The following is a 13,853-nucleotide window of genomic DNA, read 5'->3' as shown; positions in this document are numbered from 1 at the left end:
ACTCCAGCCGTACGGCCGTATTCGCTCCCGCGCTACGGCCTACAGGCCCGCCCCCGTGACCAGGTCCGCGCCCGGCACGGTCTGCAGGACCGGGGCCAGGACGCCCGCCTGGGGCGCCTTCAGATCGGGGAGGCCGAAGTTGTCGGGGTTGGGCGGGGTCAGCGGGGCGTCCAGGGCGAGGCCCGGGGCCAGCGTGCGCAGGTCGGATGCGGGGGTGCTGATGCCGACGTGGTCGAAGCCGTCGCCGAGGACGTGCGGCAGCGGGGCGCGCAGGCCGATGCCGGGCAGGCCGCCGTGGACGGGGAGTTGGGGCAGCGCGTGCTCCGGGATGAGCCGGCCCTCGACGTACCGCGGGCCCTCGGGGGTGCCCGGCATCGGCACCGGGATCTCGCCGCCCAGCTTGGGCAGCGCCATGCCGAGGGCGCTCTCCGCACCCTCCAGCGGCACGGGCACCGGGACCGTGCCGAGCGCGGCGGCGGGGGTCGCGGCGGCGGCGCCGGTCGCGGCCGCCACGGCCGTGATGACGGCGGCGATGGTTCCTCGGGTGGTCGACTTCATCGTGGGTACGGTCCCTTTCGGAATTCGGAGGCTCTGTGTGCTGACCGGGTAACGATCCCGGGAAGAGGACCAGTTCAAGATTCCCCCGAGTGCCGCAGTAGTCAGCTTTTCCCGAATTCCCATCAGCGGGCCGGAACCGACTTCCCGTCAGCGGGCCGGAACCGGCGTTCCCGCCCGCTGTCCGGTCGTCAGCCGCGCAGGCTGCGGGCGGGCAGGACCACGTGCGCGGCGGCGGTCAGGGTCTCCTCGGCGCCCGCGAACTCGGCCAGCGCCTCGGGGGTGACGGGCTTGCCCGGCTCGGCCTCGGGCCAGGGGCGGGTGGTGAACACCAGGTAGGCGAAGCCGCGTTCACCGACCGCCGCGAGCCACTCGGGCGGCGGCACGCACTGGGCGTTGAGCTGCGGCATGTTGAGGACGGCCTGCCCGGACTCGACGAGCATGGTGATCGGCAGGCTGGGCCGGGTGGCTCCGTCGACGACGTCGCCGCCGACCGGGAGTCCGTTGTCGGTCAGCAGTCGTTCCACCGCGGCACTGGCGGCCTCGGGGCCGTCCGCGGCGTCGCCCAGGGTGTAGGCGAGGAGGTAGGGCATGTCCCCGTCGGGGGCCTCGCCGCTCCACGCCAGGACGACGAGGGTGCCGAGGTCGGCGACGCGGAAGGGGCGCGTTTCGCTTGAGGTTGAGGTCACCGCGCGACCTTATCGACGGGCCGGAAGGCCACCGGACGCGTTCTCACCCGTCCGGCCGATGGCACGGTCGACCCGCCACACGAACGAGGGACGCCTCACGACGCCCCTCGAACACCAGCGGCGGACTCAGCCCTGCAGGGGCAGACCGCCGAGCAGCGGGTTGTGCTGGTTCAGCGCGCCGGCCGCACCCTTGACGGTGCTGAGCGGGGACTGCTTGTTCTCGGTGTCGAGCGCGTCCGACTGGTGCTGCAGCGGCATCACGTCGACGGGCTGGATCCGGCCACTGGTGAGGGTGTTGACGGCGCCGGTGAGGCTGGTGGGCGTCACGTCGGCGGGGCTGTAGGCGAACGCGGGCGCGGCGGCACCGGCGAGGGCGACGGACCCGGCAACGACAGCGGCAGCCTTCAGGGACTTCATCGTGTTCCTTTCTTCGGCAACTCATGTCACCAGAGGGAATTCTGTCGCCGTGTGTAACGAGTTCCGGCCGGGCCGGAAACCCGTGCGCAGAAACTTTCTGCGCCCCCACCCGAATGCGGTGTGTGTCTCATCGGCGTTTCCCATCCTCATATGAAAAGGCCGTTGGGCCGGTCCCGGAAAGGATCGACCCAACGGCCTTTCTACGACTGCTCGCGTCACACTCCCGGAACCGCGGGCACCGCAGGCAACGCCGGAACGGCCGCCGGTACCGCGGGTACCGCCGGGAGCGAGGACGTGGACGGCAGGGCGGACGTGGACGGCAGCGCGGGCAGCGCCGGCAGACCGGCCAGGCTCGGCGCGGGCAGTCCGCCGCCCAGCAGCGTGGCCGCGACCACGTTGACCAGGCCCGTCACCACACCGGTGACCGCCGGGACGACCGCGCCGACATCGCCGGACGTGACGGCGGCGAGCAGGGTGGCGACCGCTTTCTGCAGGGACGCGAGGGCGTCCCCGGCCAGGTCGGCGGGCGCCTTCTTGCCCTTGGAGTCGTCACCGCTCTTCGGCAGCGCGGGAAGGGCGGGAGTCGCGGGCAGGGCGGGAGTGGCAGGGAGGGCCGGAGTGGCCGGCAGCGCGGGCGTCGCCGGTACGGCCGGGACAGCGGGTGCCGCCGGAACGGCCGGAGCCGCGGGCACGGCCGGGGCCGCCGGAGCCGCCGCGGTGATCTTGGCGACGGCCTCGTTGACGGTGTCGACGAGCTTCTGCGCCTGATCGGCCGAGAGCTGGCCGTTGTCGGCCTTGAGCACCTGGTTGAGCAGGTCGGTGACCGGGGTGAGCACGCTGCCGACATCGCCGAGGCCCTTGACCTGGGCGAGCAGCCCGTCGGCTCCAGGGACCGGCACGCCCGGCGCGGCGTGGGCGTGCTTCCGCGCCGAGTCGTTGTCGGCGGCGACGGCGGCGGGGCCGGCGATTCCGATCAGGACGGTGGCACAGAGTACGGAGGACGCGATGCGCCGTGCGGGCAGACCACGCATGGGGTGTTCCTTTCGGTGGTGCTTTGAGATCTTGAGCCCACCGTGAAAGCGCTCACCACCATCTGCAACCGGTCGATCGCGCCGGGTGACCGCCTGTCGGCCGTACGGACGACGTCGTGCCTGGTGAGGGCCATGTCAAGACCGGACAGCCGGACCGGTGCCGCTACCGCCCATTCGGGGCAACGGCCTACACCACCGCCCCAACGCCAACCGGCCGTCCCCCCGTGGAAGGACCACGAGGAAACGGCCGGCCGAAGGGATGCGCGCGGACGTCAGTCGTTGACGCAGGTGTTGCCGAACGCGGGGTTCAGCAGACCGATGACGTTGACGGTGTTGCCGCAGACGTTGACCGGGATGTGAACCGGAACCTGGACGACGTTGCCCGACAGCACGCCCGGGGAGTGGGCGGCGGCGCCGTGCGCGTCGCTGTCGGCGGCGGCGATGCCGGCGGTGCCCGCCATGGCGGCGGCGGCAACGGAGGTCAGGACCAGGCCCTTCGCGATACGCGACATGGAGAGGTGCTCCTTGGGGTTGAAACAAACACCCGGGCGGGGATGCCCGGCGCTGTGTCAACGCGCGGCGCCCACGGGGGTTGTGCCGCCAATGGGGTGATGTGCCACAGGGCCGAACTTCACCATTCCGACACACTTGTCACGTTTCGCCTGATTAATCCGGATAGCCACTAGAGTTGCGCACCTCCCGAAGTACCCCTATAGCCAGCAAATCGCATATAGGGGCCGTACTTCCCGAAAGGGCACCGCCGGTCATGCGCAATTCCCAGGGTCCGCTGCTGCGCCGGGCGTCGACGGTCGTCCTCGCCCTCGCCTCGATCTGGGCCCCGGCCGCCTCCGGCGCCTCCGCCCCGCCCGCCGCCGAGACGGAACGCATCCCCCCGGCCCAGCGCTACCAGGCCCTCCAGCACGGCGGCTTCGTCCGCGCGGCCAACACCTCCATCAGCTGCCGTACGGACTCGGCCTCCTGCGCCTCCGTACGCGAGGGCCAGGCCGCGGTCAACGGCGACTTCGACATGTTCTACGTGGACGTCGACCGCGACCCGAACACCTACAACTCCTCCCGCGCGGAGGTCCGGTTGCCCGAGGGCGCCAAGGCCACGTACGCCCGCCTGTACTGGGGCGGCAACCTCCGCGTGGGCGAGCAGAAGCCGCCCAGGGACAACGGGCGGGTGCTGATCACGGAGCCCGGCGGCGACTACAAGGAAGTGCTCGCGGACACGGTCGTCGGACACCGGGTGGCGGGCGGCGCGGACGCGTTCCAGGCCTCGGCGGACGTCACGAAGCTGGTCCGGGAGAGTGGTTCGGGCCTCTACACGGTGGCCCAGGTCAACACGGCGATGGGGAAGTCGGCGGCCGGCGCCTGGGGCGGCTGGACGCTCGTCGTGGCGTACGAGAAGGCGAAGGAGCCGTTGCGCCGGCTGGAGCTGTGGGACGGGTTCGACGCGTTGAACTCCCGCACCGGCGCGGAGATCCGGCTGCGCGCGCTGCGCACGCCCGCGCACGCTGGGGGACGCGCGGGCGTGGTGGCGTACAACGGGGATCGCGGCCGGACCGGGGATTCGCTCACTCTCTCGACCGGTCGTACGAACGCCATCCCGCTCGGTGACGGTGCCAATCCCCGTGACGACGTGCTGAATTCCACGATCAGCGAGCCGGGGGCGGCGCCTTCGGAGCGTGCGCCCGCGTATGCGAACACGCTCGGCTACGACTCCGATGTGTTCGATCTCGGCAAGGCGCTGCGGCCGGGCGGTGACCAGCTGACCTTCCGGCTCGTTTCCCAGCGGGACGCGGCGTGGTTCGGGGCGCTCTTCGTCGCCGTCGACGCCCAGCAGTGAGGCGCGTTCCCGCCCGCAGTCCCGAGCGCCACCCGTGAGCGAGGAAACCGCGCAATGCACCAGCCAGCAACCGACCCTCGACCACGGGTCCTGCACCTCGCCCAGCCCGTGGACGCCGGGGTCGCCCGGGTCGTCACGGATCTGACGCGGGCCCAGCTCGCCTCCGGCCTGCACGTCACGGTCGCCTGCCCCGACGGCGGCTCCCTCGCGGACGGCATCAGGGCGCTCGGCGCCGACGTACGACGGTGGCAGGCCACGCGGTCGCCCGGTCCCGCGCTCGTCTCGGAGGTACGGCGGCTCGCCCGACTGGTCGCGGAGGTGCGGCCCGATCTGGTGCACGCGCACAGCGCGAAGGCCGGGCTGGCAGGACGCCTTGCCGTGCGGGGGCGGATCCCGACCGTGTTCCAGCCGCACGCCTGGTCGTTCGAGGCGGTCGGCGGGGTCACCGCCGCGCTCGCCGTCGGCTGGGAGCGCTGGGGCGCCCGGTGGTCCACCCGGACGGTGTGCGTGAGCGAGGCGGAGCGCACGACCGGGCTGCGGGCCGGGGTCCGGGGCCGCTGGAGCGTGATCCCCAACGGCATCGACACCGAGCGTTTCCACCCGGCCCCCGTGGACACCGTACGAGCCGGGATCGAGCAGCTCGCCGGGGTCGATCCGGCGGCGCCGCTGGTGGTGTGCGTGGGGCGGCTGTGCCGGCAGAAGGGCCAGGGCGTCCTGCTGAGCGCGTGGGACGCGGTGCTCCGACGGGTGCCGAAGGCGCGGCTCGTGCTCGTCGGCGACGGACCCGACCGGGACGCGCTGCGCCAACTCGCCCCGGAATCCGTGCTGTTCGCGGGTGCCGTCGCCGATGCCGTGCCCTGGTACCAGGCCGCCGACCTGGTGGTGCTGCCCTCGCGCTGGGAAGGCATGGCGCTGGCCCCGCTGGAGGCGATGGCCTGCGGGCGCCCCGTCGTCGTCACCGACGTGGCCGGCGCCCGCGAGAGCCTGCCCCCGGGGCTCGCCCCGCGCTGCCTGGTCCCGGCCGACAACCCGGCCGTGCTCTCCGGGGCCGTCGCCGAACTGCTGCTCGACCCGCTGCTGCGTGAGTCCCTCGGCCACCAGGGACGCCGGTACGTCCAGTCCACGCACGACGTGCGGCACTCCGCCGAAGCGGTCGCGGGGGTCTATCGCGACCTGCTCGGCGGCAAACCCGTCGTGCCCACCGAGTGCAGGGAGTCCATCCACTCGTGACTGCGGAAAGCACCGTCCCCTCCCCCGGCGGACAGCCACGGGACCACGGATCCTCGAACGTCTCGGTCATCCCCCGGCGCACCGACGGCGGTTTTCGGTTCCCGGTCCGCCGCCCGCCCGCGCGCCCGGCCTCACCGCTGCCGCTGCTCGGCGCGGACCTCGCCGCCGCCCTGCTCGGCGCCCTCGCGCTGACCGGCGGGCAGCGCCGGCCGCTGCTGGTCGCGCTGCTGGTCGCCGGTTCGATACTGCTGCGCCCGCACCTCCCCCGGGCCGTACCGCGCGTCCTCGACGAACTGCCCGCCGTCTGCGGCCGGATCGCCGTCGCCTGGCTCGCGCTCGGCACCCTCACCGCGGCCTACGCCCCCGACCGCGCCCTGTCCGCACGCACCCTGCTGCTGGGCTTCGCCCTCCAGACGGCGACGGCCTGCGTGACCCGCGGCGCGGTCCACCACCGCCGCCGCAAGACCCTCCTGAACCACCCCCGCGCCGCCCTGGTCATCGGCCCCGCGACGACCGCGCAACGCGTCGCGGCAGCGGTGCTGCGACACCCGGGGTGCGGGATCGAGCCGATCGGCATCGTCGCCGACCACCCGGACGGCACGGAGGGCCTGCCCGTACTGACCACCGGCGAGGAGGTCGAACGCGCCCTCATCCAGAACGGCGTGCGCGCCGTCCTCACCGTGCATCCCTCCGTACGGTCCGAACGCGGGCCGCTGCTGCGGGCGTTGGCGGAGTCGGGCTGCACGGTCTGGGAGGTCGACGCCGACTCCCCGTCGTACGAGATGCGCGACCAGCTCGCCGGATTCGCCTGCCGGCGGCTGGAGTTGGGCTCCCGCAGACGCGGCAGCCTCGGCAAGCGGGCACTGGACGTCCTGGTCTCCGGGACCCTGCTCCTCCTGGTCAGCCCCCTCCTCCTGCTGTGCGCCACGGTCCTCCGCCTCACCGACGGACGCGGCGTCGTCTTCCGCCAGGAACGCATCGGCAAGGACGGCCGCCCCTTCACCCTCCTCAAGTTCCGCACCCACCGCCCGGTCGACGAGCACGAGGCGGCGACCCGCTGGAGTGTCGCGGGCGAACTCCAGATGAGCCGCTTCTGCCGCTTCCTGCGCCAGACCTCGCTGGACGAGCTGCTCCAGCTCTGGAACGTCTTCCGCGGCGACATGAGCCTGGTCGGCCCGCGCCCCGAACGCCCTTACTTCGTCGCGCAGTTCAGCCAGACCTACCCCGGCTACGCGGCCCGCCACCGGATGCAGACCGGCATCACCGGTCTCGCCCAGATCCACGGGCTGCGCGGCGACACCTCGATCGAGGACCGCTGCCGGTTCGACAACGCGTACATCGACAACTGGTCGCTGTGGCAGGACATCTGCATCCTCGCCCGCACCGCGACCTCGCTCGTACGTCCGACGGGGAGCTGAGCCGTGAACCACCGCCTGCGCACGTTCGCCCCGGTCCTGCCGGTCATCGCCGTGATCGCCCTACTCGGCCTGCCGCTCGCCCCGGGCGCGGGCGGCGCGGGCCCCGCCGACGCGGTCTCCGGGCTGGTGGTGCTGTACTGCGGAATCCGGCTGCTCCGGGAGCGCAGGCGCCGCCTGACCCCAACTGCCGTGGTGGTCATGGGACTTCCGGTCCTGGGCCTGTCGATCGCGGCGATGGGCGCGTCCTCGCCGGGCGCGGGCCTGAGCGGCCTGGGCCGCTACCTCCAGATCTTCGTCCTCGTCCCGGCAGCGGTCGTCCTCCTGATCCGCGACCGGCGCGACTTCCGCCTGCTGGCCTGGTCGTTCGTCTCACTCGCCCTGTGGCAGGGGGCGATCGGCGTCAAGCAGTACGTCACCGCGACCGGCGCCTCCTACCAGGGCGAGGACATCCGCGCGGTGGGCACCTTCGGACCGACCGACGTGATGGGCATGGCGACGGTCGTGTCCTTCGGCCTGATCTGCGCGGTGGCCCTGGCACTGGGCCTGGGCCGAAAGGAGGTGAGGCAGCGGGCAGTTGCCGTGGGTTGCGCGTTCGCCCTGTTGTTGCCGCTGGCCCTGTCCTTCAGCCGCGGCGCGTGGATCGCGACCGCCGCGACCTGCGCGCTGCAACTGACGCTGGCCGGACTGCGGCGCGCGCTGAAGGTGGCCGCGGCCGTGACGGCGGCGGGCGTGGTGCTGGTCGGCGGCTTCGGGGTCGGCTCGGCGATGCTCCAGGAGCGGATCAGCAGCATCACCCAAGTCACCGACGCCCCCGACCAGTCGGTGACCGACCGCTACACCATGTGGGCGGCGGCGACCGCGATGTGGCGCGAACACCCGCTGACCGGCGTCGGGTTGAAGGGCTTCCCCGAACACCGCGACGGCAACGCCTCGTTGGCCCTGTCCTCGGGCAGCGACACGGACGGCGCGGGCGCCGGGTACCTCAAGCAGCCCCTGCTCTCCCCCCACAACATGTACCTCCTGGTCCTCAGCGAACAGGGCCTGATCGGCCTCCTCACCCTGGCCGGCAGCTGGCTGGCCCTCCTGGTCTGCGCCCTCCGCGGCCTCTACCGCACCCACCGCACCGAACTCCCGGGCCTGGACTGCGCGTTGGTCTCCTCCGGCCTCCTGATCTGGCAGCTGATCGACTTCATGTACGCGGACATCGGCGGCCCGTCGACGGTCCTGACGGCGGTGGTGTTCGGGGTGGCGGCGTGGTGGTCGCTGGTGGGGGCGAACCCGCAGCAGCTTTGTGCGCCGACTCCGACACACGTGACCAAGGCAGAGGCCGTGACCGCATGACGGTGACGCCTCCAACACAGGCCAGCAGCAGCCCACCTCAGGGGCGCGGGGAACTGCGCGACCAGCCCCAACGGCGCAACAGTCAACCACCGACCGAAACCACCCCAATCCCACCCCCCGAATCCCGCCGCTTCCTAGCCAAAGCCGCCCTGATCACAGCCGCGCTCTCCGTCACCGGCTCCCTCCTAGGCCTCGCCAGAGACCAGTCCCTCGCCCGCCTCTTCGGCGCCGGCAGCGAGACCGACGCCTTCCTCGTCGCCTGGACCATCCCTGAGTTCGCCGCCACCCTCCTCATCGAGGACGGCCTCGCGTTCGCCCTGATCCCGGCGTTCAGCATGGCGTTGGCCCGCAGAGCGCAAGGCGCCCCCGGCGACCCGGTCCGCACCCTGGTGAAAGCCACCCTCCCCCGCCTCACACTGGCGTTCATCGCGGTGTCGGCACTGCTCGTCGCAGCAGCCCCCTACCTGGTCGAAGCCCTCGCCCCCGGGCTCCCCCACCCCGCGCTCGCCATCAGCTGCACCCGCATCACCGCCACCTGCGTCCTGAGCTTCGGCCTGGCCGGCTACTGCAGCGCGGCGCTCCGCGCCCACCGCCGTTTCGTCGCCCCGGCTGCGATCTACGTGGCGTACAACATCGGCATCATCGCCGGGATGTACGCCTTCGGCGCCCACTGGGGCGTACGGTCCGCGGCGCTCGGCGTGGCCGCGGGCGGCTGCCTGATGGTGCTGACCCAACTGCCCGCACTGGTACGCCAGTTGAGGAGCCACCAGCCGACGACCCCGGACGCCGTCGCAGACGACAGCACCGAGACCCCCCGCCCGATGAACTTCGCGTTGATGGCGACGGTGCTGCTCTTCGCGCTCTGCCGCCAGTCCCAGGTCCTCATCGAGCGCTTCCTCGCCTCCCATCTCCCGGCCGGCGCCATCTCGCATCTGAACTACGCGCAGAAGGTCGCCCAGATGCCGATGGTGCTGTCGCTGATGCTGTGCACGGTGACCTTCCCGGTGGTCGCGCGGGCGCTCGCCGAGGGCGACACGGAAAAGGCCCGCAACCGCGTCGAGCGGGACCTCGCTCTCGCCGCCTGCCTTGTCCTGCTCGGCGCCGCCACGGTGATCGCCTGCGCTCCGCAGATCATCGAACTCCTCTTCCAGCGGGGCGCGTTCACCGCCCACGACACCGCCGCCACGGCCGGCGTGATGCGGGTGTACGCGCTCGGGCTGCTCGGCCAGACCCTGGTCGGCGTCCTGGTCCGCTCCTACTTCTCGGCGGGCCGCCCCACCTGGTTCCCGGTCGGCGCGATGGCCGCCGGCATCGTCGTGACCTCCTGGATCGGCGCCTGGACGGTCGCCCCCTGGGGCGTCATCGGCATCGCGATCGCCAACGCCACCGGCATCACCGTCACCGCCGTGCTCCTGCTGTGCGGCAGCGGCCCGCACAGTGTCCCGATCCGCACCCGGCAGGTCCTGATCGAGCTGAGCCGGCCGGTGCGCGCGGCGGCGGTCGCGACAGTCACCGGGGCGTTCGCGGCCCGCGCGATGCCCGCACCGCTGCTCGGTCTCGCCGTCGGCTGCGCGACCGTCGCCGTCGTCTTCGCCCTGCTCGGCTGGGCCCTCGGCGCCCAGGGCTTCGCACCAGCACTGGAATCCGTCCGCTCCGTCACACGAAGGCTCCCGCATGGCCGCTCCCGCTGATTCCCCGACCACCGGCAGTCGCGTCACGGGCCCGGTCCCGTGGGTGGCGATGTACCACTCGGTGGGCGACTGCTCCGACGACCCCTACCGCGTCACGGTCACCCCCGACCGCCTGGACCGGCAGCTGCGCTGGCTGAGCCGACGCGGGCTGCGCGGTGTGTCCATGGCCGAGCTGCTCGCCGCCCGCGCCCGGGGCGAGGGCCACGGTCTGGTCGGGCTGACCTTCGACGACGGCTACGCCGACTTCGTCGACAACGCCCTTCCCGCGCTGGCCCGTTGGGACTGCGGCGCCACCCTCTTCGTACTGCCGGGCAGGCTCGGCGGCGACAACGCCTGGGACCCGCTGGGCCCGCGCAAGCCGCTGCTCACCGCGGACGGGATCCGCCGGGCCGCCGCCGAGGGCGTGGAGATCGGCTCGCACGGCCTGACCCACGTCGACCTGACCAAGGCGGACGACGCCACCCTGAAGGCCGAGGTCGCCGAAAGCCGTTCCGTACTCGCCGAGTTGACGGGCACGACCGTCGACGGCTTCTGCTACCCGTACGGCACGATCGACGCCCGCGCCGTGGCCGCCGTACAGGAAGCCGGTTACACCTACGCCTGCGCGATCGACCCCGGCGACCTGAGCGGCCCGCACGCCTTCCCCCGCGTGCACATCGGCCAGAACGACACCGCCGTCCGCCTCTTCCTCAAGTACCGGCTGCACGGCCTGCGCCGCCGTCCGGTGGAGGGTCCCGCATGAAGGCCCTGCACATCATCACCGGGCTCGGCATCGGCGGCGCCGAGCAGCAACTCCGGCTGCTCCTACGCCACTTGCCGGTCGACTGCGATGTCGTCACGCTCACCAACCCGGGCGCGGTCGCCGACGGTCTCACCGCCGACGGGGTGCGCGTCCACCACCTCGGCATGACCGGCAACCGCGACCTGCCCGCCCTCCCCCGCCTGGTCAACATCATCCGCGGCGGCGGCTACGACCTCGTCCACACCCACCTCTACCGCGCCTGTGTCTACGGCCGGCTCGCCGCCCGGATCGCGGGTGTGAAGGCGGTCGTCGCCACCGAACACTCCCTGGGCGACTCGCAGATGGAGGGCCGCAGCCTCAACTCCGGGGTCCGCGCCCTGTATCTCGCGAGCGAACGCCTGGGCCGCTCCACGGTCGCCGTCTCCCCCACGGTCGCCGAACGCCTCAAGCAGTGGGGTGTTCCGGGCCCGCGCATCGAGGTCGTCCCCAACGGCATCGAACTGCCCCGCTTCCGCTTCGACCCGGTCCAGCGGCTGCGCACCCGCCAGCGCCTCGGCCTGCCCGAGGACGCGTACGTCGTCGGCGGCATCGGCCGACTGGCAGCCGGCAAACGCTTCGACGTCCTGATCCGCACCCTGACCCAACTCCCCTCCGACTACTGGCTGTTGCTGGTCGGCGGCGGCCCCGAGGAGAACCTCCTGCGCCGCACCGCCCACGACTGCGGAGTGGCCGACCGGGTGCTGTTCACCGGCGAACGCCCCTACGTCCCGGACGGCACCCCGGGCCCCGACCTGCCCTCCCTCACCTCGGCGATGGACCTGCTGGCCTCACCGTCCCCCGAGGAGGCCTTCGGCCTGGCCGTCGTAGAAGGTCTGGCGGCCGGGCTGCCCGTGCTCTACGCCTCCTGCCCCGCCGTCGAGGACCTCCCGCCGCAGTCCGCCGCCGACGCACACCGCGTCCAGGGCGGACCGGAGGTCTTCGCCCGCGCGCTGGCGACGGCCCGCGCCCGCGGCCCGCGCCCGCGCACCGCGCCGGACGCCGCCCACCACTACTGCATCACCCGCAGCGCCGCCCAACTCATGGACGTGTACGCGGCGGTCTCCACCTCGTCGCCGTCCCCCGCACCCCAGGGAGCCAGTTCCTCATGACCGAGATCCGACAGCACCGCCCGCTCGCCCGCGCGAAGACCCTCCCGGCCTGGTCCCTCCTCGCGGCCGGCGCCGTGACCGGCGGACTCCTGGGCGCCGGTTACGGCCTCGCCAAGCCGCCGACGTACACGGCCACCAGCTACGTCATCGCCGTACCGACCGACAAGGCCGACTCCTCGACCGCGCTCGGCTTCGCGCAGGCCTACGGCCGGGTCGCCACCCAGCTCGCGGTGCTCGGGGACGCGCAGGTGTGGGCAGGGGTGCCGGTGAAGACGCTCCAGTCGAGCGTGCAGACGGCGACCTCGCCGGACGCGCCGATGGTCGCCGTCACGGCCACCTCCTCTCGCGCGGACCTCGCCGCCGACATGGCCAACGCGGTGTCCCGCTCGCTGACCGCGCACGCGAACGACGCCAAGGCCTCCACCCACGTCGAACTCCAGACCTTCGCCCGCGCCATCAAGCCGGCCGGACCCTCCTCGGCCTCGCCCGCGGTGACCGGTCTGGTCGGCGCGAGCGCGGGCGGCCTCCTCGGCGGCCTGCTGCTCCTGGTCCGGCCGCGCCGGACCACCGACGAGACGGGCCGCCCGGCCTCCGTGCCCAGCCCGGCCACCGCGGCCGACGTCCTGTGACACCGGTGTACTCGACCGAACTCGTCACCGACGCCCAGGCCTTCGCCGAACTGGCTCCGGCCTGGGGCCGGTTGTACGGGAAGTGCGGCGCGGCGACCCCCTTCCAGTCGCACGCCTGGCTGCACTCCTGGTGGCTGTCGTACGGCCGAACGGGCCGACTGCGCCTGCTCGTTGTCCGCGAGGGCCGCGAACTCGTCGCCGCCGCACCGCTGATGCTCGTCCGCCGCCCGGTCCCCTCGCTGGTCCCGCTCGGCGGCGCGATCTCCGACTACGGCGACGTCCTGCTGGACGACGACCACGGCGACCCGGCGGTAGCCGCGCTGACGGAGGGCCTCGCATCGGCCGCCCGCACCGCGCTGATCGACTTCCGCGAGGTGCGGCCCGGCGGCGCGGTCGAGCGCGTCTACGACCACTGGCGCGGCCCGCGCCGCCGCGTCCACGACTCGCTCTGCCTGGAGCTGCCCGCCGTACCGATGGACGAACTGGTCGCCCGTCTCCCCTCCTCCAAGGCCCAGCGCGTCCGTGCCAAACTCCGCAAGCTGACGGCATTGGGCGTCGAGCGCACCGTCGTACAGCCGGACGGGGTGGACTCCGCGCTGCGGCGGCTGCTGGAGCTGCATCAACTCCAGTGGCAGGGGCGGAAGGTGACGTCCGAGCATCTGCAGACCCGGTTCTGCGAACACCTGGTCCGCTCGGTCGGGCCGATGGTCCGCTCCGGGGACGCCGTCGTCACCGAGTTCCGGCTCGACGAGGACGTGGTCGCCGTAGACCTCACGCTGCTGTCGCGCCGGCTCGCGGGCGGGTATCTGTACGGCGCGCATCCGCGGTTGCGGGAGCGGAAGGCGGATGTGGCGGTGATGCTGCTCGACGCGTGCGCCGAGCACACCGGGACCGACGGGCCCGGCACGCTCAGTCTGCTGCGGGGCAACGAACCGTACAAGCACCACTGGCGGCCCGAACCGGTCGTCAACCAGCGGCTGTTGCTGGCCCGCAAGCGCACTGCCCCGCTGATGGCGGCGGTCGTCTGCGATGTGGCCGCGCGCCGGCGGGGCAAGGCGTTACTGCGGAAGTGGAGGGAGCGCGGTGGCGACGGACCCTGAGCGGCCCGCCGCC

General features: G+C 72.9%; 14 protein-coding genes. 9 read left to right on the top strand and 5 right to left on the bottom strand.

All coding sequences use genetic code 11. The features are described from left to right. Window positions 1-39: 39 nt before the first annotated feature. The 5 genes from ACIBJH_RS19835 to chpG all read right to left on the bottom strand — a co-directional run bounded on the left by ACIBJH_RS19835 (window position 40) and on the right by chpG (window position 3,204). Entirely contained in the window at window positions 40-558 is a 519-nt protein-coding gene (locus tag ACIBJH_RS19835; protein WP_399118115.1) for a hypothetical protein, read from the bottom strand. A gap of 188 nt (window positions 559-746) precedes the next feature. Next, on the bottom strand, window positions 747-1,244 hold the full coding sequence (locus ACIBJH_RS19830) for a DUF5949 family protein (protein WP_019065676.1): 498 nt from the start codon (window positions 1,242-1,244) through the stop codon (window positions 747-749). Between the two features lie 126 nt (window positions 1,245-1,370). Then, window positions 1,371-1,661: a hypothetical protein gene (locus ACIBJH_RS19825; RefSeq protein WP_019065677.1), complete on the bottom strand. Its 291-nt coding sequence runs from the start codon at window positions 1,659-1,661 to the stop codon at window positions 1,371-1,373. Between the two features lie 215 nt (window positions 1,662-1,876). Further along, on the bottom strand, window positions 1,877-2,692 hold the full coding sequence (locus ACIBJH_RS19820) for a hypothetical protein (RefSeq protein ID WP_399118114.1): 816 nt from the start codon (window positions 2,690-2,692) through the stop codon (window positions 1,877-1,879). 272 nt (window positions 2,693-2,964) lie between these two features. Further along, entirely contained in the window at window positions 2,965-3,204 is a 240-nt protein-coding gene (chpG, locus tag ACIBJH_RS19815) for a chaplin ChpG (RefSeq protein ID WP_019065678.1), read from the bottom strand. A 254-nt stretch (window positions 3,205-3,458) separates the two neighbouring features. Between chpG and ACIBJH_RS19810 the strand changes: the two genes are divergently transcribed. The 9 genes from ACIBJH_RS19810 to ACIBJH_RS19770 are packed head-to-tail and all read left to right on the top strand — an operon-like array spanning window position 3,459 to window position 13,840. Next, window positions 3,459-4,541 (top strand): DUF3344 domain-containing protein, encoded by a 1,083-nt coding sequence (locus ACIBJH_RS19810; RefSeq protein ID WP_399118113.1) that lies wholly within the window; start codon window positions 3,459-3,461, stop codon window positions 4,539-4,541. 54 nt (window positions 4,542-4,595) lie between these two features. After that, window positions 4,596-5,771, top strand: coding sequence for a glycosyltransferase (locus tag ACIBJH_RS19805; RefSeq protein WP_399118112.1), 1,176 nt, complete (start codon window positions 4,596-4,598; stop codon window positions 5,769-5,771). Next, the gene (locus ACIBJH_RS19800; protein WP_399118111.1) at window positions 5,768-7,189 is read left to right on the top strand and encodes a sugar transferase; all 1,422 of its coding nucleotides are present in this window, start codon (window positions 5,768-5,770) and stop codon (window positions 7,187-7,189) included. Before ACIBJH_RS19805 ends, ACIBJH_RS19800 begins: the two co-directional genes overlap by 4 nt. A 3-nt stretch (window positions 7,190-7,192) precedes the next feature. Next, complete coding sequence (locus ACIBJH_RS19795) at window positions 7,193-8,530, top strand: O-antigen ligase family protein (RefSeq protein WP_399118110.1); 1,338 nt, start codon at window positions 7,193-7,195, stop codon at window positions 8,528-8,530. Further along, window positions 8,527-10,221 (top strand): murein biosynthesis integral membrane protein MurJ, encoded by a 1,695-nt coding sequence (murJ, locus tag ACIBJH_RS19790; protein ID WP_399118109.1) that lies wholly within the window; start codon window positions 8,527-8,529, stop codon window positions 10,219-10,221. Before ACIBJH_RS19795 ends, murJ begins: the two co-directional genes overlap by 4 nt. Further along, complete coding sequence (locus ACIBJH_RS19785) at window positions 10,205-10,963, top strand: polysaccharide deacetylase family protein (protein WP_399118108.1); 759 nt, start codon at window positions 10,205-10,207, stop codon at window positions 10,961-10,963. Before murJ ends, ACIBJH_RS19785 begins: the two co-directional genes overlap by 17 nt. Continuing rightward, on the top strand, window positions 10,960-12,111 hold the full coding sequence (locus ACIBJH_RS19780; RefSeq protein ID WP_399118107.1) for a glycosyltransferase: 1,152 nt from the start codon (window positions 10,960-10,962) through the stop codon (window positions 12,109-12,111). The genes ACIBJH_RS19785 and ACIBJH_RS19780 overlap by 4 nt, the downstream gene beginning before the upstream one ends. Next, the gene (locus ACIBJH_RS19775; RefSeq protein WP_399118106.1) at window positions 12,108-12,740 is read left to right on the top strand and encodes a lipopolysaccharide biosynthesis protein; all 633 of its coding nucleotides are present in this window, start codon (window positions 12,108-12,110) and stop codon (window positions 12,738-12,740) included. The genes ACIBJH_RS19780 and ACIBJH_RS19775 overlap by 4 nt, the downstream gene beginning before the upstream one ends. Continuing rightward, the gene (locus ACIBJH_RS19770; RefSeq protein WP_399118105.1) at window positions 12,737-13,840 is read left to right on the top strand and encodes a GNAT family N-acetyltransferase; all 1,104 of its coding nucleotides are present in this window, start codon (window positions 12,737-12,739) and stop codon (window positions 13,838-13,840) included. Before ACIBJH_RS19775 ends, ACIBJH_RS19770 begins: the two co-directional genes overlap by 4 nt. Window positions 13,841-13,853: the final 13 nt, after the last annotated feature.

Origin of the sequence: Streptomyces sp. NPDC050548, from assembly GCF_044457385.1 — a bacterium.
Classification (GTDB): domain Bacteria; phylum Actinomycetota; class Actinomycetes; order Streptomycetales; family Streptomycetaceae; genus Streptomyces.
The sequence above is the reverse complement of the archived record's forward strand: the minus strand, read 5'-3'. Positions and strand labels throughout refer to the sequence as shown.